At 64.8% G+C, this 25,939-nt stretch carries 22 protein-coding genes; 10 read left to right on the forward strand and 12 right to left on the reverse strand.

Annotated elements, in window-relative coordinates; translation table 11 throughout:
* Positions 1–199: 199 nt before the first annotated feature.
* The gene (locus VME63_RS11660; RefSeq protein WP_325433454.1) at positions 200–682 is read right to left on the reverse strand and encodes a DUF721 domain-containing protein; all 483 of its coding nucleotides are present in this window, start codon (positions 680–682) and stop codon (positions 200–202) included.
* A gap of 28 nt (positions 683–710) precedes the next feature.
* Between VME63_RS11660 and VME63_RS11665 the strand changes: the two genes are divergently transcribed.
* A complete protein-coding gene (locus VME63_RS11665; RefSeq protein WP_325433456.1) occupies positions 711–1,643 on the forward strand; it encodes a M23 family metallopeptidase in 933 nt (310 codons plus the stop codon).
* Positions 1,644–1,962: 319 nt separating this feature from the next.
* On the forward strand, positions 1,963–4,686 hold the full coding sequence (secA, locus tag VME63_RS11670; protein ID WP_325433458.1) for a preprotein translocase subunit SecA: 2,724 nt from the start codon (positions 1,963–1,965) through the stop codon (positions 4,684–4,686).
* Positions 4,687–4,754: 68 nt separating this feature from the next.
* On the opposite strand, the gene VME63_RS11675 is transcribed toward secA, so the two are convergent.
* The 6 genes from VME63_RS11675 to VME63_RS11700 form a co-directional block, all read right to left on the reverse strand.
* Complete coding sequence (locus VME63_RS11675) at positions 4,755–5,606, reverse strand: symmetrical bis(5'-nucleosyl)-tetraphosphatase (RefSeq protein WP_325433460.1); 852 nt, start codon at positions 5,604–5,606, stop codon at positions 4,755–4,757.
* A 48-nt stretch (positions 5,607–5,654) separates the two neighbouring features.
* Positions 5,655–6,038: a Co2+/Mg2+ efflux protein ApaG gene (gene apaG, locus VME63_RS11680; RefSeq protein ID WP_325433462.1), complete on the reverse strand. Its 384-nt coding sequence runs from the start codon at positions 6,036–6,038 to the stop codon at positions 5,655–5,657.
* 79 nt (positions 6,039–6,117) lie between these two features.
* Positions 6,118–6,900, reverse strand: coding sequence for a 16S rRNA (adenine(1518)-N(6)/adenine(1519)-N(6))-dimethyltransferase RsmA (rsmA, locus tag VME63_RS11685; RefSeq protein ID WP_325433464.1), 783 nt, complete (start codon positions 6,898–6,900; stop codon positions 6,118–6,120).
* A complete protein-coding gene (gene pdxA / locus VME63_RS11690; RefSeq protein ID WP_325433466.1) occupies positions 6,897–7,946 on the reverse strand; it encodes a 4-hydroxythreonine-4-phosphate dehydrogenase PdxA in 1,050 nt (349 codons plus the stop codon). The genes rsmA and pdxA overlap by 4 nt, the downstream gene beginning before the upstream one ends.
* Before the next feature lie 25 nt (positions 7,947–7,971).
* Positions 7,972–9,336, reverse strand: a complete 1,365-nt coding sequence (locus VME63_RS11695; protein ID WP_325433468.1) for a peptidylprolyl isomerase — start codon at positions 9,334–9,336, stop codon at positions 7,972–7,974.
* A gap of 105 nt (positions 9,337–9,441) precedes the next feature.
* Positions 9,442–11,835, reverse strand: coding sequence for an LPS-assembly protein LptD (locus VME63_RS11700; protein WP_325433469.1), 2,394 nt, complete (start codon positions 11,833–11,835; stop codon positions 9,442–9,444).
* A 363-nt stretch (positions 11,836–12,198) separates the two neighbouring features.
* Here VME63_RS11700 and msrB point away from each other — a divergent pair, with 363 nt between their 5' ends.
* A complete protein-coding gene (gene msrB, locus VME63_RS11705) occupies positions 12,199–12,600 on the forward strand; it encodes a peptide-methionine (R)-S-oxide reductase MsrB (RefSeq protein WP_325433472.1) in 402 nt (133 codons plus the stop codon).
* Between the two features lie 15 nt (positions 12,601–12,615).
* Here msrB and VME63_RS11710 read toward each other — a convergent pair whose 3' ends face one another.
* From VME63_RS11710 to VME63_RS11720, 3 genes are read right to left on the reverse strand one after another with little or no spacing between them, the layout of a single operon-like run.
* Positions 12,616–13,533 (reverse strand): histone deacetylase family protein, encoded by a 918-nt coding sequence (locus VME63_RS11710; RefSeq protein WP_325433537.1) that lies wholly within the window; start codon positions 13,531–13,533, stop codon positions 12,616–12,618.
* A gap of 15 nt (positions 13,534–13,548) precedes the next feature.
* A complete protein-coding gene (locus VME63_RS11715) occupies positions 13,549–14,115 on the reverse strand; it encodes a cob(I)yrinic acid a,c-diamide adenosyltransferase (protein ID WP_325433474.1) in 567 nt (188 codons plus the stop codon).
* Between the two features lie 2 nt (positions 14,116–14,117).
* Positions 14,118–14,723, reverse strand: a complete 606-nt coding sequence (locus VME63_RS11720) for a hypothetical protein (RefSeq protein ID WP_325433539.1) — start codon at positions 14,721–14,723, stop codon at positions 14,118–14,120.
* Positions 14,724–14,825: 102 nt separating this feature from the next.
* Between VME63_RS11720 and ubiH the strand changes: the two genes are divergently transcribed.
* The 4 genes from ubiH to VME63_RS11740 all read left to right on the forward strand — a co-directional run bounded on the left by ubiH (position 14,826) and on the right by VME63_RS11740 (position 18,787).
* Positions 14,826–16,052, forward strand: coding sequence for a 2-octaprenyl-6-methoxyphenyl hydroxylase (ubiH, locus tag VME63_RS11725; RefSeq protein ID WP_325433476.1), 1,227 nt, complete (start codon positions 14,826–14,828; stop codon positions 16,050–16,052).
* Positions 16,049–17,251, forward strand: a complete 1,203-nt coding sequence (locus VME63_RS11730; protein WP_325433478.1) for a UbiH/UbiF/VisC/COQ6 family ubiquinone biosynthesis hydroxylase — start codon at positions 16,049–16,051, stop codon at positions 17,249–17,251. Before ubiH ends, VME63_RS11730 begins: the two co-directional genes overlap by 4 nt.
* A 165-nt stretch (positions 17,252–17,416) precedes the next feature.
* Positions 17,417–18,211: a dienelactone hydrolase family protein gene (locus VME63_RS11735; protein ID WP_325433480.1), complete on the forward strand. Its 795-nt coding sequence runs from the start codon at positions 17,417–17,419 to the stop codon at positions 18,209–18,211.
* 234 nt (positions 18,212–18,445) lie between these two features.
* A complete protein-coding gene (locus VME63_RS11740; protein WP_325433482.1) occupies positions 18,446–18,787 on the forward strand; it encodes an RcnB family protein in 342 nt (113 codons plus the stop codon).
* A 110-nt stretch (positions 18,788–18,897) separates the two neighbouring features.
* On the opposite strand, the gene VME63_RS11745 is transcribed toward VME63_RS11740, so the two are convergent.
* Positions 18,898–19,902 (reverse strand): polyprenyl synthetase family protein, encoded by a 1,005-nt coding sequence (locus VME63_RS11745; RefSeq protein WP_325433484.1) that lies wholly within the window; start codon positions 19,900–19,902, stop codon positions 18,898–18,900.
* Positions 19,903–20,095: 193 nt separating this feature from the next.
* Between VME63_RS11745 and ssb the strand changes: the two genes are divergently transcribed.
* The 3 genes from ssb (at position 20,096) to VME63_RS11760 (ending at position 23,974) form a co-directional block, all read left to right on the forward strand.
* Complete coding sequence (gene ssb / locus VME63_RS11750; RefSeq protein ID WP_325433486.1) at positions 20,096–20,608, forward strand: single-stranded DNA-binding protein; 513 nt, start codon at positions 20,096–20,098, stop codon at positions 20,606–20,608.
* Between the two features lie 261 nt (positions 20,609–20,869).
* On the forward strand, positions 20,870–21,997 hold the full coding sequence (locus VME63_RS11755; RefSeq protein ID WP_325433488.1) for a heavy metal-binding domain-containing protein: 1,128 nt from the start codon (positions 20,870–20,872) through the stop codon (positions 21,995–21,997).
* A gap of 246 nt (positions 21,998–22,243) precedes the next feature.
* Positions 22,244–23,974: a hypothetical protein gene (locus VME63_RS11760; protein ID WP_325433490.1), complete on the forward strand. Its 1,731-nt coding sequence runs from the start codon at positions 22,244–22,246 to the stop codon at positions 23,972–23,974.
* A gap of 20 nt (positions 23,975–23,994) precedes the next feature.
* Here the strand turns inward: VME63_RS11760 and VME63_RS11765 are convergent, their stop codons facing one another.
* On the reverse strand, positions 23,995–25,935 hold the full coding sequence (locus tag VME63_RS11765; RefSeq protein ID WP_325433541.1) for an esterase/lipase family protein: 1,941 nt from the start codon (positions 25,933–25,935) through the stop codon (positions 23,995–23,997).
* Positions 25,936–25,939 lie beyond the last annotated feature (4 nt).

The raw sequence follows: 25,939 nt of genomic DNA on the forward strand, positions 1-25,939 counted from the left end.
GCCTTCCGCATCACCCCCAAACCGGGCCCTTTGGCCCGGTTTGTTCATTTATGTGATGCACATCACACTTTTGTCGGCCTTGGTTTCACGTTATTAAGACGTGGCCTAAAGACCGCGACGGGGTATTGCGTGGTATAAAACCGAATCCCGTGCCGGGGGTGGGTGGCTTTCGCCTGTCCGCCGGTCGTGACGCTTAAGCTCAGGGCGTCTTGTCGGGAGAGGAATTCGCAGTCTCGGCGACGGACGCCAGCTCCAGAAACATGGCCCTCAATTGAGGGTCTTGGATCGACTTCGCAGCAGCCTTCAAGTGAAGCGCTGCCGCGGCGGAAAGCGGTTTTAACTGCTCCGGCTGGGGATCGGGCGGAGGAAGGGGGGCCACTTTCACGGTGACTGAGCCGGCATTCGCGCCAATGGCGCGTGCGGCAGCGAGGATCTGCGTCTGTTGAAGACGCAACCGCGATGCCCAGGTCGGCGAGGAAGCCAGAAATACCAGACGATCGTCGCGCACGTTCGCAAACCTGACCTGCTCGCGCAGGGGCGACGGCAACGTTTGGCGCAATGCGCGGTCCAAGGCTTCCAGCTTGCCGGCTTTTTCCGCCAGTGCAGCCACGGGGCCGATATCGGCAAGGGATTGTGGTCCATGGCCGGTGCGGCTGGAGGCGGCGGGTGCGTCGCGCTGCATCAGTAAAAAACTTCAAAGTGGTAACGACATGCAAATCATACTCGTCTCGCGCGCGGGGAAAGTGCCAAGAACACTCGACCTGGCCAACCGGCAACTGCGCTGGCGCGTCCTGGGTATCGGCGCTGCCGTGGCGCTGGCGATCGGCAGCCTTGGCGCCGGCATGGCGCTGGCCCTGGCCAGTCCGCGCGATCGCGCGATCGCCCAGATCAATGCGCTGCACAAGCAGGTTACCCAGCAGGACAAGCAATTGGGCGACCTGCGCGAGGACGCGCATCGCCAGCTCGACGCGTTGGCCGTCAAGCTCGGCCAGCTGCAGGCCCAGTCCACGCGCCTGAATGCGCTGGGCGAGCGCCTGGTCGAAGTGGGCAAGCTCGACAGCAACGAATTCAATTTCGACCAGCCCCCGCCGGTCGGCGGCGTGGAGGTCAGCGCTGGCGGCAGCGAATACGCCTTGCCGCAGACCCTCGATGCCAGCATCGAGCAGTTGGCCAACCAGTTCGACACGCAGCAGGCGCAGCTCAGCGCCATGCAAAGCCTGCTGCTGAATGCCCGCATCGATTCCAACCTCAAGCCGACGGGCATGCCGGCGGACGGCTACATCTCTTCTTACTTCGGCGTGCGCGCGGATCCGTTCGATGGCACCGCCGAGCGTCATACCGGCCTGGACATCGCCGTTCCCTACGGTAGTCCGGTGCGCACCGTGGCCGAAGGCATGGTGACCTACGCGGGCGTACGCAGCGGCTATGGCAACGTAGTGGAGATCGACCACGGCAATGGCTACATGACCCGCTATGCCCATAACAGCAAGCTGCTGGTGCATCCGGGCGAGCACGTGCGCGTGGGCGACGAGATCGCCGAGGCCGGCTCCACCGGCCGTTCCACCGGCTCGCATGTGCATTTTGAGGTCTGGTACAACGGCCACGTGGTAAACCCGCTGGCCTACGTAAAGAACCACCGCTGAGCGCACGGTTGCGCCGATCCATTCATCGCAGGCGGCATGATATCCAGAAGGCCCGCGGGGCGTGCCGCACGGCTCGGCAGGACGGCCAGTCTCGCCGGCACCGCGGGTGACACCTGCCAGGAATGGATCACAACGTCCCTCGCGGCGCCCTTGAAAGCCGGGCGCCATACCGCCACTCCCTAGCACGACGTCCGATACCACCGGGTGTGCCGCCGGCTCCAGGCGTTTGGGATAGCCGGCGGACCCTAGTATCATCGTTCCTTTGTCCGTCCGGGCCTGTTCCGGCGGGCGTCCTTAAGTTTCCAGATCCGGAAGATCGATGCTCAACCGTGCCCTGACGAGCCTTTTCGGCAGCCGTAACGAACGCGTGCTGCGCCAGATGTCCAAGACCGTCGCGCGCATCAACGCGCTGGAACCTGAGCTGGAGAAGCTCAGCGACGAAGCCTTGCGCGGCAAGACCGCACAGTTCAAGCAGCGCATCGCCGATGGCGAGACGCTGGACAAGCTGCTGCCGGAAGCGTTCGCGGTAGTGCGCGAAGGCGCCAAGCGCGTGCTCGGCATGCGCCACTACGACGTGCAGTTGATCGGCGGCATGGTGTTGCACATGGGCAAGATCGCCGAAATGCGCACCGGCGAAGGCAAGACCCTGGTCGCGACCGCGCCGATCTACCTGAACGCGCTGGAAGGCAAGGGCGCGCACGTGGTGACGGTCAACGACTACCTGGCCAAGCGCGACGCGGCCCAGATGGGCAAGCTGTACAACTTCCTGGGTCTTACCGTGGGCGTGGTGTGGCCGGGCATGGAGCACGCCGACAAGTTCGCCGCCTACGGCGCGGACATCACCTACGGCACCAACAACGAATTTGGCTTCGACTACCTGCGCGACAACATGGCGTTGTCCAAGGACCAGCGCTGCCAGCGCGGCCTGCACTACGCCATCGTCGACGAAGTGGACTCGATCCTGATCGACGAAGCGCGTACCCCGCTGATCATTTCCGGCCCCGCCGAGGATTCGCCGCAGCTCTACATCGCGGTGAACATGCTCGTGCCCAAGATGACGCGCCAGGAAGTGGAAGACGGTGCGGGCGATTACTGGGTCGACGAAAAGCAGAAGCAGGTGCACCTGTCCGAAGAGGGCATGCAGCATGCCGAGGAACTGCTGCGCCAGGCCAAGGTCATCGACGAAGAGAGCAGCCTGTACGACGCGCGCAACCTGGCGATCGTGCATCATCTCAACGCGGCACTGCGCGCCAACGCGATCTATCAGCGCGATGTGGACTACATCGTGCGCGACGGCGAAGTGATCATCGTGGATGAATTCACCGGCCGTACCCTGGCGGGGCGCCGCTGGTCCGACGGCCTGCACCAGGCGGTGGAAGCGAAGGAAGGCGTGCCGATCCAGCGCGAGAACCAGACGCTGGCCACGGTGACGTTCCAGAACCTTTTCCGCATGTACAAAAAGCTGGCCGGCATGACCGGTACGGCCGATACCGAAGCGTACGAATTCCAGCAGATCTACGGCCTGGAAGTGGTGGTGATCCCCACCCACAAGCCGATGATCCGCATGGACAACGCCGACATGGTGTTCCTCAGCCAGGACGTCAAGTACAAGGCGGTGATCGAAGACATCCGCGACTGCCACCAGCGCGGCCAGCCGGTGCTGGTGGGCACCGCTTCGATCGACGTGTCGGAGCTATTGTCCAACCTGCTGCGCAAGGAAAAGATTCCGCACGAAGTGCTCAACGCCAAGCAACACGAGCGCGAGGCGCACATCGTGGCGCAGGCGGGCATGCCCGGCGCGGTGACCATCGCCACCAACATGGCCGGCCGCGGCACCGACATCGTACTGGGCGGCAGCCTGGAGGCGGCGTTGGCGGCATTGCCGGAAGACGCCAGCGAAACCGACCGCGCGCGCATCAAGTCCGAATGGAAGAAGCGCCATGAGCAGGTGCTGGCCGCCGGCGGCCTGCACATCGTGGGCACCGAGCGCCATGAATCGCGCCGCATCGACAACCAGCTGCGCGGCCGCTCCGGCCGCCAGGGCGACCCCGGCTCCTCGCGCTTCTACCTGTCGTTGCAGGACAACCTGCTGCGCATCTTCGGCGGCGAAGGGCTGGTGCGCTGGATGAAACGCTTCGGCATGAAGGAAGACGAAGCGCTGGAAGACCGCATGATCAGCCGCCAGATCGAAAAGGCGCAGCGCAAGGTCGAACAGCACAACTTCGATATCCGCAAAAACCTGCTCGAATACGACGACGTCGCCAACGACCAGCGCAAGGTGATCTACAGCCAGCGCGACGAACTGCTCGAAGGCGAGGATGTCTCAGCCACCGTTTTGGACATTCGCGACGACGTCGTCGAGGATGTGGTACGCCGCTACGTGCCGGCCGAGAGTATCGACGAGCAATGGGACATTGCCGGCCTGGAGCGCGAGCTGGAAAGCGATTTCGGCCTGTCTATCGACCTCAAGCACTGGCTTGAGGGCCAGCGCGAGGCCGATGCCCAGACCGTGCTGGAACACGTGCGCGCGCAGCTCAACGGGATGTTCCAGGCCAAGGAAACGCAAGTCGGCCCGGAAACCATGCGCCAGCTCGAAAAGCACATCATGCTCAGCGTGGTCGACAATGCATGGAAAGAGCATCTTTCCAGCATGGATTACATGCGCCAGGGCATTTATCTGCGCGGGTATGCCCAGCAGGATCCCAAGCAGGCGTTCAAGCGCGAGTCGTTCGATCTGTTCCAGCAGATGCTGGCACGCATCAAGACCGAAGTAACGCAGATGCTGGCGCGCATTCGCATCCGCAGCGAGGAAGAAGTCGCCGCGATGGAAGCCGAGCAGCAGCGCATGGCCGAGCGTTTGCAGCGCCAGATGCAGGCCAGCGGCGGCGGTGCCCCGGCCGGCGGCGCATTGGGCCTGGAGACGCAGGCGCCCGCGTCACCGCCCCAGCCCGCGTCGAACGCTGGCCCCAAGGTGGGCCGGAACGATCCGTGCCCCTGCGGTTCGGGCAAGAAGTACAAGCATTGCCACGGTCAGCTGAGCTGACCGCCGGCGCGGATAGATAGCGAACGCAACAAAACCTCGCCGCCCTGCATGCGGCGAGAGGGCGGGGGTCAGTCGCCGCCGCCAGGTGGGCGGGTGCGATGCGGCTCGGCGTCCACGGTCACGTAGTGCGGTTCCTCGCCATCCAGGCACAAGGCGGTGAGCTTGCCGCCCCATACGCATCCCGTATCGATGCCGTAGACACCCATGCCGACGAAGCGGCCCAGGGCCGACCAGTGGCCGCACACGATGCGCGTGTCGCGCCGGCGCATGCCTGGTACTTCAAACCACGGATACATGCCGGGTTTCTGCGTACCCGGCGCGCCCTTGCCTTCGAAATCGATCCGTCCGTTGACGTCGCAGAAGCGCATGCGGGTCAACGTGTTGATGGATGCGCGCATGCGCTCGATGCCCTGCAGGCGGCTCGTCCACGCCGCCGGGCGATTACCGAACAGATGTTTCAGCAAGCGGGGGTGGCGCGGGCTGGATAGTTCGCGCTCGACTTCCGCCGCGCACTTCTGTGCTTGCCGCAATGTCCAGATCGGGGCGAGGCCGGCGTGGACCATGGTCCAGCCCAGCGACTCGTCGTGGTGCAGCAATTTCTGCTCCCGCAGCCATTCGAACAACGTGGGCGCGTCCTGGGCGAACAGCACCTGGCGCAGCTCGGGGTTCACACGCTCCTGTGCATCGGGCTTGCGTAGGGAAATCGCCAGCAGGCTCAGGTCGTGATTGCCCAGCGTGACCACCGAATGCCCGCGCAGCGAATGCACCAGGCGCAGCGTTTCCAGCGACTGCCCGCCCCGGTTGACCAGGTCGCCACAGAACCACAGCCGGTCGCGGGCCGGATCGAAACGCAGCTTTTCCAGCAGCCGTTGCAGTTCCGGATAGCAGCCCTGGACGTCGCCGATGGCGTAGGTAGCCATCAGCAGCGTGCCTCAGGAGCCTGCTGCGGGTGGTTCATGTGCAGGCCCTCAGTGGAGAGTGCGGGGAATGGAAAGGGTGAACGCGGGGATGGGCGCTTCGAAGCGGGTGCCGTCGTCGGCCACCATCTCGTAGGTGCCATGCATGGTGCCCACGGCGGTTTCCAGCACGGCGCCGGATGTGTATTCGAAATCGTCCCCGGGACGCATCCAGGGTTGTTCTCCGACCACGCCGTCGCCGCGTACTTCTTCGACTTTACCGTTGGCATCCGTGATCACCCAGTGACGGGTGAGCAGGCGTGCGGGAAGGTGGCCGGCGTTATGCAGCGTGATGGTATAGGCGAAGACGTAGCGGTTCTCGCTAGGCACGGATTGATCGGGCACGAAGCGGGTTTGCACGTACACGTCGATCGTGTAGGGGGATTTCTCGTTCATGGCGCGATTGTAAGCGGTAACCGAGCGCAAAAGCAGCGCGCGCCGACAGCCCGGCGCGCAATACGATGACACGGCCATGTCAGGGTGAAATTTTGGCCAACCGTACGAAATCGGCCGGCGCCAGGGTTTCGGCGCGCGCTTTGGGATCGACCTCGGCACGGCGGATCGTGTCGGCGTCCATGAGTTGGCGCAGTGCATTGCCGAGTGTCTTGCGGCGTTGTGCGAAAGCGGCTTTCACGATCGCATGTACACGCTGGGGATCGGCGTCGTGCCGCGCTTGGGCGGCGAGGGGTGTCAGGCGCACCACCGACGAATCGACTTTTGGCGGCGGGCGGAACGCGCCCGGCGGCACGTCGAACAGCGGCTCGACCCGGCAGGCCAGCTGCAGCATGACCGAAAGACGGCCATACACCTTGCTGCCCGGTTCGGCCGCCATGCGATCGACCACTTCTTTCTGCAACATGAAGTGCATGTCCGCGATCGCGGCCGCATGGTCGACGCAGTGAAACAGGATGGGGCTTGAAATGTAATAGGGCAGGTTGCCCGCGATACGCAGGCGCGGCACGCCATGGCGCTGCGCCAGCGCGGAAAAATCCACCTTCAGTACATCGGCATGGATGATGGCCAGCTCGCCGATGCCGGCGGCGTTCGCCTGCAGATGCGGCAGCAGGTCGGTATCCAGCTCGATCGCGGTGAGTTTGCCGGCCGCGGCCAGCAGCGGGAAGGTCAGTGCGCCTTCGCCCGGGCCGATTTCGACCAGAAAGTCATCCGGACGGGGCGAGATCGACTTGACGATGCGCTCGATGTAGCTGCGCTCGTGCAGGAAGTGTTGGCCGAAGCTTTTCTTGGGGCGGGCGCTCATGGATGGCCTTGCGCAGTGGCCGTTTCGTCCCGGCGATCGGTGCCGGCAGACCGGGCCGCCGTGCTGCGGGATGCCAGCTGCAGCGCCATCTTCGCCGCCGCGATCAGGCTGGACGGATCGGCCTTGCCGCTGCCGGCCAGATCCAGCGCGGTGCCGTGGTCGACCGAGGTGCGAATGAAGGGCAGGCCCAGCGTGAGGTTGACGGTGCGATCGAACGCTTCGCTCTTGAGCACCGGCAGCGCCTGATCGTGATACATCGCCAGCACGGCATCGTAGCGTTGGCGCTGCGCGGGCACGAACGCGGTGTCAGCCGGAAGGGGGCCGAGCAGATGCATACCTTGCGCGCGCAGTTTTTCGAGCACGGGAATGATGACCTCGATTTCCTCGTGTCCGAGGTGGCCGCCCTCGCCGGCATGCGGGTTGAGACCCAGCACCGCCATGCGCGGCTCGGCCAGGCCGAACTTGGCGCGCAGTTCGCGGTGGACGATGTGCAGCGTGCGCTCCAGCGACGCCGGCGTAATCGCACCGGACACGGCGCTGAGCGGCAGGTGGGTGGTCGCCAGTGCGACGCGCAGCTCGGGACTGGCCAGCATCATCACCACCTCGGTCCGGCAATGTGCGGCGAAGAACTCGGTGTGGCCACTGAACGGGATGCCGGCGTCGTTGATGGAGGATTTCTGCAGCGGCGCGGTAGCCACGGCGGCGTAGCGGCCCTGCAGGCAGCCGTCGGCTGCCTCGGTCAGGGTGGCGAGCACGTAGTTGGCGTTGCGAGGGTCCGGCTGGCCGGGGATCTCCTCGGCCGCCAGCGGGACGTGCCGCACGCGCAGGGTTCCCGCAGGACGGTTTGCCGTGTCCGTGCCGTCATCATCGCGCAGCTCGATCGCGACGCCGCAGCGCGACGCGGCGCGTTCCAGCAGCGCGCGGTCGCAGACCGCAACGAAATTGGCCGCCAGGGAGGTGGCGGCCAATCGGACCAGCAGTTCGGGACCGACCCCCGCCGGCTCGCCCGCGGTAAGGGCAAGCCGCGGTAGCGCGAGGCTGCTCACGGCATGCTCGCGCGTCGCCGTGCCATCAGGAGGACACCTTGTTGTCGGTGTTATTGGTGTCTTCAAGCTCAGGCACCAGGATCTTCACGTAAGAGCTCGAGCGCAGATCGCGCAGGAAGTCGTCGTACGCCTGGTCGGCCTTGCGGTTGCCGATCGCCTGGCGCGCCTGGTCGCGGGCGAGCTGCGTGGTCATGTCGGTGCTGCGCGTGCCCAGGCGCTGCAGGATGTGCCAGCCGGCCTCGCTCTGGAAAGGCTGGGAAATTTCACCGTCCTTCAGGTCGGCCACTTTCTGGCCGATCAGCGTGCCCCAGTCGCCCTGCTGGAACCAGCCCATGTCGCCGCCGTTGTTGGCGGTGGTGTCGTCATTGGAGTTGTCCTTCGCCAGCTTGGCGAAGTCGGCGTGCTTGTTGACGAGCTTGTTGTACAGGTCCCGCGCCTTCTGCTCGGCCTGCGCCTGGGAGACCAGTTCGCTCGGGCGAATCAGGATCTGGCGGGCGTGGAATTCGGTCACCATCTGCTTGGACTGCTCCCGCTCGGCGATCAGCTGCAGGATATGGAAGCCGGTCGGCCCATGCAGGATGCCGCTGACCTCGCCCGGCTTCATGCTGTCGATGGTATCGACGAAGGCCGGCGGCACTTCGTCCACGCGGCGCCAGCCCAGGTCGCCGCCGTCCAGCGCATCGGCGGCATCGGAGAAACGGATGGCCGCGGCCTTGAAATTCATGCCGCCCTTGATCGCCGCCAGGGCCTGCTCGGCTTTCTTCTGGGCGGCCTGGATGTCCTGGGCGCTGGCGCCGCTGGGAATGCTGATCTGGATATGCGCCAGATGCACCTCGCCGGACTTGTAGTTGGGGCTGTTGAGCAGGTTGTTGATTTCGCTGTCGGTGACCGACACCGAGTCGTGCACCACGCTCTGGTGCAGCTTCTGCACGACCAGTTGGTCATGCAGCTGCTGGCGGAACGCATCGAAGCTCAAGCCGCTTTGTTCGACGGCGCCACGCAGCTGATCGGGGGTCATCTTGTTCTGCGCGGCCACGTTCTGCACCGCCTGGTCGACATCGGAGTCGGAAACGCGGATGCCCTGGTCGTCCGCGCGCTGCAGCTGCAGTTTCATCAGGATCAGGCGGTCCAGCACCTGGCGGCGCAGGACGTCGATCGGCGGAAGCTGACCCTGCTGGCCGGCATATTGTTGCTGGATGGCTGCGACCGCCTCGTTCAGCTCGCTCTGCAGGATGACGTCATCCTCCACCACGGCGACGATACGGTCGATCGGTTGCGGTCCACTGGCCGCGGCGGTGGCGTCCTGCGGCGGCGCAAGCAACTGGGCCTGGGCCAGCGTCGGCATCGCCAAGACGATCGTCAGCAGGAACAACGCAAAAATCTGCTTCATCAGTGAACAGCCTTCTATCGCCAATGGCGAGCGAATTAACGGTAGTCTCGAAAAACGGCCTAGGCGGCCATCTTGCTGAGGGCGCCCCGGGCCTCCTGGGCGCGCTTATTGATAGCCAAGGATATCACGCCGCAGGATGCTGTCCGTCTGGCCACTGAACGAACCCATGCCCTTGAATTCCAACTCAAACATGACGGCCGTATCGGTGCCGGGGCCGGTCTGGCCCGGCAACAGGCTGTTGACGACGCCGTCGTAGCCGGTCACGTAGTGGCGGGCCACCAGGCTGACCTTGACGCAACATCCCTCGTACTGCACGCCGGCAAGGGCCTCCACGGTTTCGTGGTCCATCACCGAGTAGGTCCAGTCGCCGATCAGGCGCCAGCGGTCCGTGAGCGGATAGACCGCGGAGATATCGTATTGTTCCACCGTTTTCTGGTACGCCTCCGCCGTGGTGGCGCTGGGGGCGGTAAGGGCCAGGTTCTGGCGCAGGCGGTAGGAGAAGTTGAGCACGCCGTCGAAGCCAAGGCGGCGCTGGATCGTGAACGTGCCCAGCTCGGTCTTGCGGGTGTTGGGGTTCCACAGGTATTCCGAGCTCATCGTCCACTGATCGTTGAGCTGGCTGCTCAGTTCCGCCACGTAGTCCGAGCCTGCCCAGTAGGTGGGCGGGTAATAGGTCTGCTGAACCAGCTGCGGCGTGAAATAACGGATCTGTCCGAATGTGGCCGTGAGCCGTTCCACGCCGCCATCGTCAAGCAGTCGGCTGGTGACCGCGGCGGTGAGGTTGTTCGCATTCATCTGCCGATCGGCGCCGGAGAACTGGTTCGGCGAGAAAAGCATCCAGTCGTCGAAGTTCATCAGCGAGGTATCGAACAACGGCAGGTTGTTCTGGTTGCGGTAGGGCACGTACAGGTAGTAGAGACGCGGTTCGAGCGTCTGCGTGTAATCGGTGCCGAACATCGATGTGTTGCGATCGAAGATCAGCCCTTCATCCAGGCTAAGGATCGGCAGCGACCGGCTGGGGGTGGAGTCGGTGTACTTGTAGCTGGTCGTCGTTGTCCGGGTGGTGATGGCGTAGACGTAATCCTGATAGCCCGCATCCAGCGAATAATCGGTATAGCGATAGGCGATTTTCGGCCGGATGAACCACCACGGGCCCTGGTAGTCCGCGTCGACGTAGGGATACAAATCCAGGCGGCTGCCTTCCACGCTTTGCGGTTTGTGGAACGACACCGCTTCGCTGGTCAGCCCGAAGTCGTACCAGTGCCAAAACGGAACGTCCATGTTGAACGTCGCGCGCGGCAGGCGTTTATAGGGTTCCACCGAGTTGGGCTGCGACGGATCGACGTTTTGCCACAAGTCGCCGCCGATCTGCGCGCTCCACCAGTTGCCCGATCCGTTGAGATAGAGGCTGGAATACAGGATCGTCGTCGAGACGCTATACAGGTCGTCGCCGAAGTCGTGCAGGTAATTCTGGTCCGAGGCGCGGTTGATGTTGGTGCTGAGCGACCAGCCGGGGAAAACGACCGTATTGTTGATGAACTTGTAGGAGTATCGCTGCTGGCCTTGCGTATCGATCGCGGTCGGCGTGATCTTCTGGTCGTTATAGTTGTCGCTCGGCAGGAAATCGAATTCGAACGTGCCGTTGGTACGGGGGAACAAGTAACGCACTTCGCCGCTCAGCATGGCCCCGCGCAGCGAGTAGTAGCGCGGGTCGAGCGTGGCGTCGTAGTTCGGCGCGAGATTGAAGTAATAGGGAATGCGAAACTGGTAGCCGGCGTTGCCGGTGTGTTCGAAATACGGGTACAGGAAACCGCTGGAACGATCGTCGGTCAGCGGGAAGGACATGTAGGGCGAGTAGAAGAACGGCACGCCGAACATGGACATGGTGGCGTCGCGCGCCACGCCCCGGTTGGTGGTCTGGTCGGTGTCGATCTTCTTGGCGCGGATTTCCCAGATGTGGCGGCCGATATCGCAGGTGGAGTAGGTGACCACGTCATAGCGATTGCGGTTTTCGTCGATCATCTGCGCACGCACGGCAGTGCCGTTGCCGTGCGAATCGAGCATCTGGAAGCGCACGTTGCCGGTGGCGATGCCCGTGCTGTTGTTGGTGTTGCCCACGATATGGTCGGCCGACAGCAGGTGCGTGGCCTCCTGGTAGTGCACGTTGCCGCGCGCATCGTAGTCGGAGGTATCGCTGTTGTAATCGGCGACATCGGCGTGCAGTTCCTGGTCGGCACGGACCGTTTTTACGTGGCCGGTCAGGTGGTAGATGGTCTGGTCCGGGCTCTGCACATGGTCGGCCCACACGTAGGTCTTGGCCGAGGCGCGCAGCGCCGAATCCTTGCTCAGGAAGGGGTCGTAGAACTCCAGCAGGCCGTTGGGGCGGCATAGCGCGAAGTTGTCCGGGCGCGGCGGGCAGATGAAGGTGCCCAGCGGACAAACGACCTCCGACCCGTCCAGGGAGCTTTTGACATGCTTGCTCTGAGATGCGGCCCGCACGCCAGGGCTGCTCAGGAGAGCGGCGGCGGCGGCGATTGCCAGCAGGCGGCGTGGAGGCATGGAACGCAAGGGCGGCGTAGGCTTCACGGAGTCAGGGCAGTCAATCGGCAACGAAGGGCGTTAAGCTAGCAGAAAGACCCTTGGGGATGCTCTGATTAATTTTCCGCAGGTGGCATGATGTCCAGAGGGCTCGCAGGCTGTGCCGCGCAGCTTGGCATGGCGGCCAGTCCTCCCGGTGCCGCGCAACACAGCCTGCGGGCCTTCCGGACATCACCCCATCAAGTAAAATTCAGGGTGCGGGTGACACCTGCGAAAAATTGATCAGGGCATCCCTGTACGGCACGCGGTTCGCAAGGAGCTGTCATGAATCATCCCAAGATCGGCAAGACGGACGAGCAGTGGCGCGGAAGCTTGAGCCCCGAGCAATATGCGGTATGCCGGTGCTCGGCCACCGAGCCGCCGTTCAGCGGCAAGTGGTATCGGCACAAGGAACCGGGAACCTACGTTTGCGCCGCGTGCGGGACGCCGCTTTTTGCGTCCGAGGCCAAATACGATTCCGGGTCGGGCTGGCCGAGTTTCTTTCAGCCGGCAACCCGTGCCTCGATCGGTCTCGTGCCGGACGAAAGTCACGGCATGCATCGCACGGAAGTGCGCTGTGCGGCCTGTGAATCACACCTTGGCCATGTGTTTCCCGATGGTCCCAAGCCGACGGGGCTGCGCTATTGCATCAATTCGCTGGCCCTGGATTTCGCGCCGATGAAATAAGGGCGCGGCGCCTGCTCAGTCGAGCAGCGCGCCCACATGCGCGCTTGCGCTGGCGGCCAGCGCGGCCAGGTCGTAGCCGCCTTCCAGCGTGGAGACCAGTCGTCCACCCGCATGCGCGTGCGCCAAGTCCAAGAGGCGTTCGGTGATCCAGGCGTAGTCCTCCGCCTGCAGGCGCAGGTTTGACAGCGGGTCGTCACGGTGCGCGTCGAAGCCGGCCGAAACCAGTACCAGCTGCGGCTTGAATGCATGCAGGCGCGGCAGCAGCGCGTCGTTCCACAAAGCGCGGAATTCGTAAGAGCCTTCGCCGGGCGAAAGCGGCGCGTTCACGATGTTGCCCGCACCGCGTTCCTCGGCGCTGCCCGTTCCCGGATACAGCGGGGACTCGTGGCTGGAGACGAACAGCACGCGCGGGTCCTTATGGAAAATATCCTGCGTGCCGTTGCCGTGGTGCACGTCGAAGTCGGCGATCGCCACGCGCTTCAAGCCGTGGGCCGCGATGGCGTGCGCGGCCGCGACCGCGACGTTGTTGAACAGGCAAAAGCCCATCGCCTGGTCGGGCGTTGCGTGATGTCCGGGCGGGCGAACCGCGCAGAACGCGCGCGTGGCGCTGCCCCGCATGACCGCATCCACCGCGGCCACCAGCGCGCCGGCGGCGCGCAGCCCGGCCTCGGCCGAGGCCGGCGACATCAAGGTATCTTCATCCAGCCGGACCGTGCCCGATGCGGGCAGGATGTCCAGGATCCGGTCGATATGCGCGGCAGTGTGCACGCGCAACAGCTGTTCGCGCGTGGCGCGCGGGGCCTCCACCCGGTCCAGGCTCGCGAAGCGGTCCTGGTCGAGCGCCTGCAGCACGGCGCGCAGGCGTGCCGGCGATTCCGGATGCCCGGGGCCCGGATCGTGCCGCAGGCACGTCTCGTGGGTGAAAAGCTGCACCATCATCGCCGTGATTCAGGGGCTGGGCTTGCGGCGGCGCTCGTGTTGCCAAAGCACCTCGCCGTGGCCGCTGGCCCGCGCCAGTACGCGGCATAGCACGAACAGAAGATCCGACAAGCGGTTGAGGTAGCGCTGCGCCTGCGGGCGGATCGTTTCTTCGCGCCCCAGCGCAATCACCTCCCGCTCGGCCCGGCGGCACACGGTGCGTGCCAGGTGGCAGCAGGAGGCTGCCATGCCGCCACCGGGAAGGATGAAATCCTTCAGTGGCGGCAGCGGGTCGTTAAAACCGTCCAGCGACTGCTCCAGCCGCGCGATGTCGGCGTCTTCGATCATCGCCATGCCGGGGATGCACAGCTCGCCGCCAAGGTCGAACAGCTCATGCTGTACCTGGGTCAGCGTTTCGCGCACGGCATCATCCACGCCTTCGCAGGCGAGCACCATGCCGATCGCGCTGTTGAGTTCGTCGACGGTGCCATAGGCGCCCACGCGCAGCGAATCCTTCGCCACCCGCGAGCCGTCGCCCAGGCCGGTGCTGCCGTCATCGCCGGTGCGGGTGTAGATCTTGGAAAGACGGTTGCCCACGGTCAGTGCTGGATCTGTCCGCTACGCTTGAGCGCGCGCGACAGGGTCACCGCCAGCACGTGCAGCACCGCGCCCAGGCCGACATACAGCGCCGTGGTCTGCAGGAACGGCAGGTACCAGTCGCCGAGGTTTTCGAACCACGCGCCCATGCTGCGGGGCGTGGGCACCGAGTGGCTCAGCCAGTAGAAGCTGCCGTTGGAAATCAGGTAGCAGAGATTTTCCGCGACCAGCAGCGCGACCGCCGCCAGCGCCAGCGTGGACAGGCGCAGGCCGGCCTGATGCTTGGCCAGCCAGCTGCCGCCCAGCCACAGCGAACCGTAGGCGGGAATCAGGAACCAGTAACCCGCCGATACGCAGTAGTGGCTGAAGAAATCGATGCCCATGCCGGTGATGACGACATAATCGACCACCACGGCCTCGGCCATCAGCAGCGGGAAGGCCCAGCGGGCCGAACCGCGCAACCAGAACCCGGCCAGGAAAAACACGCCCCAGCTGGCGTCAGGCAGTGCATCGAAGTGATGCAGGATCGAGTGATGAATGCGGGTGAGCGCCATCAGCAGCGCAAGCGCGGCGAAGATGCCGAGGCGTTGGTTCTGTGTCATCACCATGAAGAACTCCGTGCAGTGCTGGCGGCCGGGAAAGAATCCCAGTTTAGCCCAATGCGGGGCGGTCAGACGCATCCGCGAGGTTCTGCGCGTATCATCCCGCGCATGACTGCCTCCATTCCTTTTGCCGCCAACGGCAACGTGCTCATCATCGGCGGCGGCCTGGTTGGCGCCAGCCTGGCGATTGCGCTGGACCTTGCCGGTTGCCGCGTCACCCTGGTCGAAGCGGCCGCGCCGCGCGCCGATGCCCAGCCCAGTTACGACGAACGCAACCTTGCGCTGGCGCGCGCCACCGTCAACGGGCTGGATGCGATCGGTGTCTGGTCGCTGGTGGCCGCGCAGGCCACGCGCATCAGTCATATTCACGTGAGCCGCGCCGGCGAGTTCGGCAGCGCCCGGCTCGACGCCGCGCGGCACGGCGTCGATGCGCTGGGCTGGACCTTGCCCGCACGCGAACTCGGCAGCGCCTTGCTGCGCCGCTTGAACACCTGCCAGCGCCTGGTGCGGCTGGCGCCGGCAAGCCTGACCGGGCTGGAAAAGCACGCCGATGGCTGGCGCGCGCAGATCCGGACCGCAGAGGGCGCGCAGTACATCGATGCCGCCTTGCTGGTCGGCGCCGACGGCACCGAATCGTTCGTGCGCGGCCAGCTCGGCATCCAGGCCGAAACCTACGACTACGAACAGACCTTGTTCGTCTGCACCGTCACTCCCGAGCACGATCCTGCGCATCGCGCCTGGGAGCGGTTTTCCGATGAAGGACCGATCGCGATGCTGCCGTTGGCGGAGCGTCGCTGCGGCATGGTGCTGACGGTGCCCTCGGCGTCCACCGCGGAAGTGGCCGCGCTCGACGACGAGCGATTCACCGCGCTCGCGCAGCGCCGCTTCGGATGGCCGCTGGGCCGTCTGGGCAGGCCCGGCAAGCGTTACCCGTATGCCATCCGCCGCGTTGCCGCCAGCAGCCTGACCGCGCCGCGCGCGGTGCTGGTCGGCAATGCCGCGCAGACCGTGCATCCGATTGGCGCGCAAGGCTTCAACCTGGGCTTGCGCGATGCGCTTACGCTGGCCGAACTGGTCGCCGAGGCGGCCGATCCCGGCGCCCCGGCGCTGCTGGAACGCTACGCCGCCCGCCGTGCCCCCGATCGCGCGGGCACGATGGCGATGAGCCACGATCTGGTGCGTTTCGCTTGCATGGAGCAGCCGCTGCTGGCGCCCTTGCGTTCGCTGGCCTTGCTCGCCTACGACCGGATCGCCCCGCTGCAGCGCGTGCTGGCGCGGCGCGGCATGGGTTTCCGCGGCGAACCGCCGCGTGCCGTGCTGGAGCGTCTGTCATGAGAACGGTGCCTTCGAGCCTGCGCCGCGGTCCGGGGCTGGACGTTGCCGTCGTCGGCGGCGGCATGGTGGGCGCCGCCGCTGCGCTCGCGCTAAGCCGCGCGGGATTCCGTACCGCCTTGCTGGAGGCGCGGCCGCCGTTGCCCTGGCAGGCCGGCGACGACGTCGATCTGCGCGTGGTCGGGCTGGCGCCTTCGTCGATCGCCTTGCTGCGGGATCTGGACGTCTGGACGTCCATTCGCGATGCGCGTGCATGCCCTTATTCGCACATGCACGTGTGGGACGCCGGCAATGGTGCCGCGATCGATTTCGATGCCGCCGACGAAGGCCGCGACCTGCTCGGCTACATCGTGGAAAACAATCTGGTGCAATGGACGCTCTGGCAGTCGCTGGAGGCGGCGGGCGTGCGGCGGCTGTGCCCGGCCACGGTGAAGGATTACGAACTGCGATCGGACCGCGTCATGCTGGAGCTGGCCGACGGCGAAAGCCTGGCGGTGCGCTTGCTGGTGGCCGCCGATGGCGCAGGTTCCCCGCTGCGCGCGCGCGCGGGCATCGCCACCCGCGGACGCGACTACGCGCAGCGCGCGGTGGTGGCCCACGTGGCCACCGAGCGGGCGCACGCCCACACGGCCTGGCAGCGTTTCCTGCCGACCGGGCCGCTGGCCTTGCTGCCGCTGGCGGACGGGCGAAGCTCGGTGGTGTGGTCCTTGCCCGAAGCCCAGGCGCGTCGCGTGCAGGCATTGGATGACCAGGCGTTTTTGGACGAGCTGGGCATCGCCAGCGACTTCCGGCTCGGGCGGATCACCTCCACCACGCCGCGCGCGGCCTTTCCGCTGAAGCTGCAGCTTGCCGATGCGTACCAGGCCGAACGTTTCGTGCTGCTTGGCGATGCCGCCCATACGGTGCATCCGCTAGCCGGCCAGGGCGTGAACCTGGGGCTGCGCGACGTGGCCGAGTTGCGCGATACGCTGGTGCAGGCGCACGAACAGGGGCGTGACATCGCCGCTTCGCACGTGCTTCGGCGCTATGCGCGGCGGCGGCGCAGCGCCGATACGCTCGATGCCTATGGATTCGATGCGCTGGCGCGCATCTACGGCTGGCAGGCGCAGCCGCTGGTTGCCGCGCGCGGTGTGGGTGTGCACGTCATCGATCGCCTGACGCCATTGAAGCGACGCATCGCCGCGCATGCCGCGGGCAGCTAAGCCTCTTGCATGCATCGGCCTTCGTCGCGGATTTTGTTTCATGGTCCAGGGATGCTCTGATTCATTCTTCGCAGGTGGCATGACACCCCATCAGGTAAAATTCAAAGTGCTGGTGACACCTACGAAGAATGAATCAGAGCATCTCTAACGCAGAGGAATCACATCATGCGCTTCGTCCGGCTCGGTTGTCTGGCATTGCTGGCAGGGTTGAGCTTCGCCGCGCAGGCGAAGATGGTGCAGCGTCCGGTGGAATGGACGCTGGACGGTACGCATTTCAAAAGCGTGCTGGTGTACGACGACGCGAGCAGCGCCAAGCGTCCGGGGCTGGTGATGGTGCCCAACTGGTACGGCGTCAACGATGCGGCCGTGCAGAAGGCCAAGATGATCGCCGGCAAGGATTACGTGATTCTGCTTACCGACATGTACGGCGAAAACGTGCGTCCGCAGCAGGGGCACGCCGACCAGGCCCGGGCGGCGACCAAGCCGCTGTACGGCGATCGGGCGCTGATGCGCAAGCGCATCAACGCGGCGCTGGCGCAATTGAAGGCGCAGGCGGGCAGCGCGCCGATCGACCTGTCCAGGCTCGCGGCCATCGGTTTTTGCTTCGGCGGCACGGCCGTGCTCGACCTGGCGCGCAGCGGCGCGGACGTGGCGGCGGTCGTGTCCTTCCACGGCGGCCTGGCCACGGATAACCCTGCGCTGGCGCAAAACATCAAGGCGCGCGTGCTGGCGATGAACGGTGCCGACGACAAGGGCACGATGCCCGATGCCGACAAGTTCATGGACGAAATGCGCGGTAGCCCGGCCGACTGGCAGTTCGTGGTGCTGGGCCATGCCGTGCACTGTTTCACCGAGCAGGATGAGGACTCGCCCGGCTGCAAGTACGACCCTCGCGCCGCCGCAAGAAGTTACCGGTTGATGCGAGACTGGCTGCATGGGGCTTTCACCAACACGCCCTGAAGGTTCTGGATCCCACGATCCGGCTTGTATCTTCGGGTCTGCCCGTGCGATAACCGCAGGGTAGTTCGCTGCGTGAAGGGGATGGTGTCGCGGCGTTTCTCGTCGTGAGTCGGAGCGCTCCGCCTGCCCATGCGCGGGCACGGGCGCCCAAGTTCAAATAACAGCCGTTGGTTGATTTTTGCCGGTGCGGTTCGACAGTTGTCGCGTCATGACAAACACAGGGAGATGTAGTTCATGAACACTTTTACCAAGGCATTGACGGCTAGCCTGATGCTGGCCTCGCTTACCGCTGTCGCAAGCCCTTACCAGACGATGCAGGGCGGAGATAGCGCGATGTACGGAAGGCATCAGGGCATGATCTATTACCGCGTCGGCGGTATGGTTCCCGAGAAATACCTCGCGAGCGATCACGCGATCGTCAACTATCACCACTACCATCTGGAAAAGCCACAGGATGGTTATGTGTGGGTGCACGGCGAGGAAAACGACTATCTGCTGGTGGCCAAGTCCACGCATCTCCTGCGCAGGATCGAGTTCCGCCCGAACATTCCACCGGAAGAGGCGTCAAGCAAGTAACAATACTGGCTTGCGGATGGGGAAAGGCCCACGCCTGGGCGTGGCTTTCCCTCATGGCGGATGCGTGCGGCGGCCGGCGCGGGCCACGCCCATGGCGCGGTCTGACTCGGTCAGTGCGTGCGATCCACCGCGTAGGAGGCAAGCGCCATCAGTGCGCTGCGGTAAGACGAGGCCGGGATCTCGCTGAGCGCGGCCTGCGCCGCGGCGGCGTGCGAGGCGGCGCGCTGGTGCGTGCGTTCCAGTGCGCCCGAATCGCGGATCGTGGCGATGATGCGGTCGAGCGAGGCAAGTTCGCCGTGCTCGACGGCTTGGCGCAGCGACTGCGCCTGGTCGGCGGGGGCTTTTTCCAGGGCGTAGATCAGGGGCAGGGTGGGCTTGCCTTCGGCCAAGTCGTCGCCGATGTTCTTGCCTAGCGTGCGCGAATCGCTGACGTAGTCCAGCAGGTCGTCGGCAATCTGGAACGCGTAGCCCAACTGCATGCCATAACGGCGCAGCGCGGCGACCTGGGCGTCGGGCAGTCCGCCAAGCAGGCCGCCCAGTTCGGTGGCGGCGGCGAACAGCACGGCGGTCTTGCGCTCGATCACGGCCAGGTAGGCCGCCTCGCTCACATCGGCGTTGCCGATGTTGAGCAACTGCAGCACCTCGCCCTCGGCGATGGTGTTGGTGGTGTCGGCCAGGATGCGCATGATGCGCATGTCGTCCAGCTCCACCATCAGCTGGAAAGAGCGCGAATAGAGAAAGTCGCCCACCAGCACGCTGGCCGCGTTGCCCCACAGCGCGTTGGCCGTCTTGCGGCCGCGGCGCAGATCCGATTCGTCCACCACGTCATCGTGCAGCAGGGTGGAGGTGTGGATGAATTCGATCACCGCCGCGAGCTTGACGTGCTTGTCCCCGCTGTAGCCGGCAGCCCGCGCGGCCAGCGCATGCAGCATGGGGCGCAGGCGCTTGCCGCCGCCGGCGATGATGTGATCGGCGATCTGGTTGATCAGCACTACGTCGGACGCCAGCCGCTGGCGAATCAACGCATCGATGCGCTGCATATCGCCTTCGGCGAGCGCGCGTACGCCCGCATAGTCGAGCGCGGGGTCGATGGTCTGGAGAACGGAAGTGCTCATGCGGCGGGTGCTGGACATAGATCCCCGATTATAGAGGCGCCAGCCGGATTACGTGTGATTCCCGGCGGATTTTCTCCCGCCGGCCCGAGGCGATGGCGGACAGGCTGCCTGGGTGTCGTCCGGCATCGGCCCTGGGGGACCCTATGCTACGATGCCAAACCAGCCTGCTATAGGGCATCGTTCGAGGTTATTCATGGCACGCGGTATCAATAAAGTCATCCTGGTCGGCAATCTCGGCGCGGACCCCGAAGTCCGTTACACCGGCGGCGGTACCGCGATCGCCAGCCTGAGGATCGCCACCTCCGAGCAATGGACCGACAAGCAAAGCGGCCAGAAGCAGGAGCGCACCGAGTGGCATCGCGTGAAGCTGTTCGGCCGCCTGGCCGAGATCGCCGGCGAGTACCTGAAAAAGGGGCGCCAGGTCTATGTCGAAGGCTCCCTGCGCACCGACAAATACACCGACAAGGACGGCGTGGAGCGCTACTCCACCGACATCATCGCCAACGAACTGCAGATGCTGGGCGGCGGCGGTGAAGGCGGCGGCATGGGCGGTGGCGGCGGTGGCGGTGGTTATCGCGAGCGTGCGCAAGGCGGCGCGCCGCGCCAGCAGGGCGGCGGCGATTATGGCAATGCCCCGCAGCGCCAGTCGGCCCCGCCGTCGGCGGGCGGCGGCAGCCAGTTCGACGACGACGATATTCCGTTCTGAGCGCCGTTTGCGCCAAGAAAAGTCAGGCATTGAATCAACCCCATGATATTCATGGGGTTTTTTGCATCGATTGGCGGCACTCGATGAGTGGTGAGCGTTGCCCGTGCCCCTCTGCCCCTGTCATCCGGGCCGTGCGCGAAACATCCGATACTTGAGCGAAACCCACGGTCCTGACGCATCGCCGGACCACTTCGCATCGCTCATCCTCCCCTTCGCTAATTCACTAATTCGCTTGTCGCTTATTCACTCCAGGAGTCGAACATGGTGCAACCGATCGTAACGGGCTTGTCAGGGAATGAAATCTATTGCATGCAGCTGAAAGGCTTCAGGCCCAGCGGCATCGTGGTAGGCAACAGTGTTCAATCGATGGGGTTTCTGGGCGGCGTATCCTCGGCCTTTCGCGGCGCCATGGGCGGCGAGGTTTCCGCCGTCACGTCGATGATCCATGACGGACGCGAAGCGGCCTTCGAACGCATGGTTGACGAGGCGCGGCGCGAAGGCGTGCACGGCGTGGTGGGCGTTTCTTCCGAACTGCGCAATCTGGCGGGAAATTCCGAATTCCTGTTCGTCGGCTCCGGCGTCGTCGCCGAGACCGGCGCCGCGTCGTTTACCAGCGCGGGCGATGCGCAGGAACTGTATTGCCACATGGATGCCGGTTATCGGCCGCTGCAATTTGTGTTCGGCAACATTGCTTATTCCGTCGGGGCAGTGGGCGGCATCGTGGGCAATCTCAAAACCATGGTTCGCGGTGAAATTCGCGAGTTCAGCGACATCTTCAACACCACCCGTCATCGCGCGCTCGATCGCATGGTGAGCCAGGCAAGAAAGGCTGGCGCCAATGCCGTGGTCGGCGTCAGAACCCACGTCATGAAATTCGTCGGCTTTCACGAGATGTATATGACGGGCACCGCGGCGATGCATCCGGAACTGCCTGCTCAATGCATGACCTATCCGGTTACCAGCGATTTGACGGGCGAAGAGCTGTGGTCGATGACGAGCCTCGGTTACGTGCCGATCAAGTTGCTGATTTCGACGTCGGTGTATTCGCTGGGTGCCATCGGCAGCTTCAAAGCCATGCTCAAGGGTTTCGTCAAAGGCGAAATCAGCGATTTGACCACCATGATCTATGACGCCAGGGAGCACGCCTTCGATCGCCTCAGAAGGGATGCCGCGGCGGTCAACGCCGAGGAAATCGTGGGCATCAAGACCTACATCATCGAACTGAGTCCCGGGCTGATCGAAATCGTTGCCGTGGGAACGGCCGTGCGAAAGCTGCCGGGCGTGAAGGTCGCCACGCCCGCGCTCCCCGCACAGGCCATCATTCGCGACAAGGACACCTGGGTCAGTGGCGAAAGCGGATTTTCGCTGCAGTCCACGCGCGGCGGCTAGCAACCGCACGCCACGGCATCATGGTGCCGTGCGCGGGCTTTTTGACACCGGCGCAACACCAAGCGCGCGCGTCGCGGCGAAGCATGCCCATGCCTTGTCCACGCAGCGATTCGTGAAAAGCGCGCGGCCTGCACGTGGAGTAGACTGCCTGCGCTCCATTCCGGCAGCGCAGGGTCACGTGTTGCCGACGGGCGTTCGATAGCCGCATGTCGTAGATGGACATTCTTCGCGAACGGAGAAAGCCGGATGATGGCGGGCCGCACCAGGCATGTCCGAGGATCGGATTGGCGTTCGGCGATACGGGCGTTCGCGTGCGCCGGATGGGTGCTGTGCGCGGCTTACGTGTCCGGCTGCGCCTCGCCGGGCGGCGAACGCGCCTGTGCGCATACGGCCGAGGCCCTGCTTGAGAAAGCGCAGGACTGGCAGGCGCAGGCGATCCGCGTGCAGTCGCCAAGGGCGCAGGCGGGTGCATGGATCCAGTGCGCGACGCTGGCGCACGCGGCCATGGCCGCCGACAAGGCGGCGACCGAAACGGCTGCGGGGCTGCTCGCCACGCAATGCAGCCGCGCTTACTTCGACCTGGCTGCGCAAGGCGGCCCGGTCGGCGTGGCGCGGGGCGAATCGTCGCTGGGCGGCATGTCCATCCGAGTGGAATTCCGCGGCGTGCCGGACAGCCTGGGCAGCAGCGTTTTTCTGGAGCCGGCCGATCAGGTGAGCATGGAGCCGTTTGGCGGCGTGCGCTATCAACATCCCGGTTTCGGCGTGCCGATGGTGGCTTTTGCGCTGCCTTGCAAGGATCGGCCGATCTGCCGCCTGTATCCGCCCGAGGGTGTGTTCCGGCCGGTCACGATGTGGCTGGAGGCGGCACCGGGCGCGGGCGCCAAGGACAATCTACCGGTGCTGGTGCTGCAGAATCCGGTGCTTTTGCCCGAACACGTGGCGGGCTCCAACCACTATCTGCTCGCTCAAGATACCTCCGCGCCGTACGCGCAGCTGCTGGAGCGCTCGCACATCAAGCGGCTGGCGTGGTGGGGCCTGATCGGCGGCGCGGAAGTGGGCAAGCGTTCGGGCTTGTTTCTGCTGGACGACTACGACCCGGACAAGACGCCGATCATCATGATCCACGGCCTGGGTTCCAGTCCCGTGGTATGGGCGCGCTTGAGCAATGCGATCATGGGCGATCCGCAACTGCATCGGCGTTACCAGATCTGGCACATCGTGTATCAGACCAATGCACCGATGTTGGTGGATCGTTATCGCGTGCAGCACTCCATCGACCAGGCCTGGACGATCCTCGATCCGGACGGCCATGCGCCGGCCAGGCAAGGGGTGGTGCTGATCGGGCACAGCTTGGGTGGCGTGATCGCGCGCCTGTTATGCGCGCAAAGCACGCCTGCGGTATGGGATGCGGCCTTTGTTGCGCCGATGCAAAGCTTGCATGGCGATCCGGCCGATCTGCGTGCGTTGAAGAACGTTTTCCAGTTCAAGCCTTACCCGGGCGTTGACGAGATCATCTTCATGGCCGCGCCGCAGCGTGGCAGTCCGGCCGCGGAAGGTTTGCTGGGGCGGCTGGTGGGGTTGCTGGCATGGCACAACATCAAAGAGCTGGCGGGACTTGCGCGCATTGCCGTGCAGAATCCCAAGGCCATTCAGCCGCAGCTGTTGTCGATGCTTGAAACTGGGCACATCTCCAGCATCGTGAGCCTGCGGCCCGACCAGCCGGTGACGCTTGCGGACGAGAAGCTGATGCCCGCACCGGGCGTGCGTTACGACACCATCGCCGGCATCATTCCGGGCCTGCGACCGCCCGGCGATGGTTTCGTGCCGCTGAGCAGCGCCCTGCTGCCGGGTTCCACCACCACCTTGATCATCCACTCCGACCACAAGGTGCCGGCCAAGCAGGAGGCCATCGCGGATGTGCTGAAAATCCTGCGCGAACACGACAAGCCGCACGAGGTCGCCGCCGCGACACGATGACAACGCAGAGTGTCGATCGCTTACCGCGACGCATCAGGCGACGCGGCGCACGGTACTCGTTGCAGGCCTTCCGGCTGCAGGCAATGCAAGTCCGCAGCATGCAGGCGCAGAATGCGGCGCAGCTCGATGATCGCCTGCGGCGTTTCCTGCACATCGTGCCAGGACGGCACCGCCAGCTCCGAATCGGCGCCGGCCAGGTGCGCGCTGGTGTAAGGCACCACGCCGTCGTCCGAATCGGCCAACGGCGTGCCGGGCTTATGCACGCCGACAATGGTGTGATAGTGCACGTTGGGCGAAATCGGCAACGTGCTGGACGCCTTGATGAAAGGATCCGTGTCGCTGAGGTTGTCGATGCTGTTGGGCAGGTGCACCGGCTTGCCGGGCGTGGCGTTCTTGCCCTGCATGGCGTCGGTGATGTTCTTGCCTTCTTCCAACAACGTGATGGGCAGGCGGATCAGGTCGCCGATCCAGCGCGCCAACTTCCACCGCGCCACCGGCGTGCCGCGATGCGGCGCGGCCAGGAACACCGCGCGCGTCACCTGCGGCATGGGCTTAAATTGCAGGTAAGGTGCCAGGCGCTGACGCAGTTTCTGTTTGTCGGCGGCGGAAAGATCACGGCGGGCGGGTACCACGCTCCATAGCTTGTCGTCGCTGGACGACACCAGCAGGCGCGCGATCACGCCGCCCATGCTGTGCCCGATCAGCACGATATGATTGGAAGCGATCGCGTGGCCGGAAGGGTCGAAGTGGTGCAAGGTGTCGTCGATCGCGCGGCGGATCTGCAACAGGTTCGCCGCCACCGGCGCGTTGGTGGGGTAGTACACCTCCCACACTTGATACGTGCGGCGCAGTTGCGCATCGCCCATCACTTCGTTGACCACGTTGATCCACGCTTCCGGACTGCTGGCAAGGCCGTGCAACATGATGACCGTGAGCCGGTCCGGATCGTAGGGCTGCATCAGCAATACTTGCGCCTTGGTCAACCCGCCGCGCCCCAACAGCGAGCGAATCGATTGCCGTGCGAAACCCGAGCGCGCAAGCCATATGCCGTAAGGGGCGGTGAAGTTGGCGGCAAGCGGAATGGATTGGCCGTCCAGCGTGATCGTACTGTCCAGGTACGGGTTCTTGGCATACACGCGCACATCGGTGGTGGCGAGCACGCTTTCCAGGCTGGTGCCGGGAAATTCGAGCACGGCGGTCAGCGGCACATAGTTCGGCTCGCGCCATGCGTCATCGCTATCGCCGGGCGCGGCGCCGATGGCGACGAATTGCGAGCCGAAGCCGTCGCGCCGGTAGATGTTGCGCAACCCACGAAAACGCAAGCCTTCGGCGGGAATCAGTTCCTTGGGGATGTAGTTGCTTGAGCCCATGTAGACGTCGGTGTTGGGCCGAAGCACATGCCATCCGGCAATGGGGACGCTGTTCCAGCCGGTGCCGAGCGCGGGCAGCCGCTGGAAAAATTCGCGGACGGCCTGTTGCACGGCGTAATTGTAGAAATCCAGCACCTGTGACTGGCGCATCTCGAACGCGCGCTCGCCCGGATCGCGCGCGGTGAAAAACAGATACGCATAGGCATAGCGCGCCGATTGCAGATACTCGTTCAGCGCCTGGTCGTTGGTGGCCTCGCCCTTGCTTTGGCGTTCGGTCTGCAGCGCGTAGGCCAGCCACAGCTCCGCCAGCGCGGAAAGCCGCCGCTCGTCGTCCAGCCCGTCGGAATAGAGCAGGGTGTTGCTGCAGCGGGGGAAGTTGGCGGCGCAGGCATCGCGGCTCAGCGCCACCACGTTAAGCGTCTGGATGGTGCTGTCGCTCAGCTGCTGGTTGCTCAGCACGTCGCTGCGGCGCTGGGTGGCGTATTGCTTCGGCGTCACGTGCTTGACGCCCACCATGTCGCAGCCGGCCGCCAGCAGCAGCGCCAGCAGCGCGGCGGCACGGATGATCCAGTTGGATGGGCGGCCCTTCATCGGT

Source organism: Dyella sp., from assembly GCF_035503745.1.
GTDB lineage: Bacteria > Pseudomonadota > Gammaproteobacteria > Xanthomonadales > Rhodanobacteraceae > Dyella_B.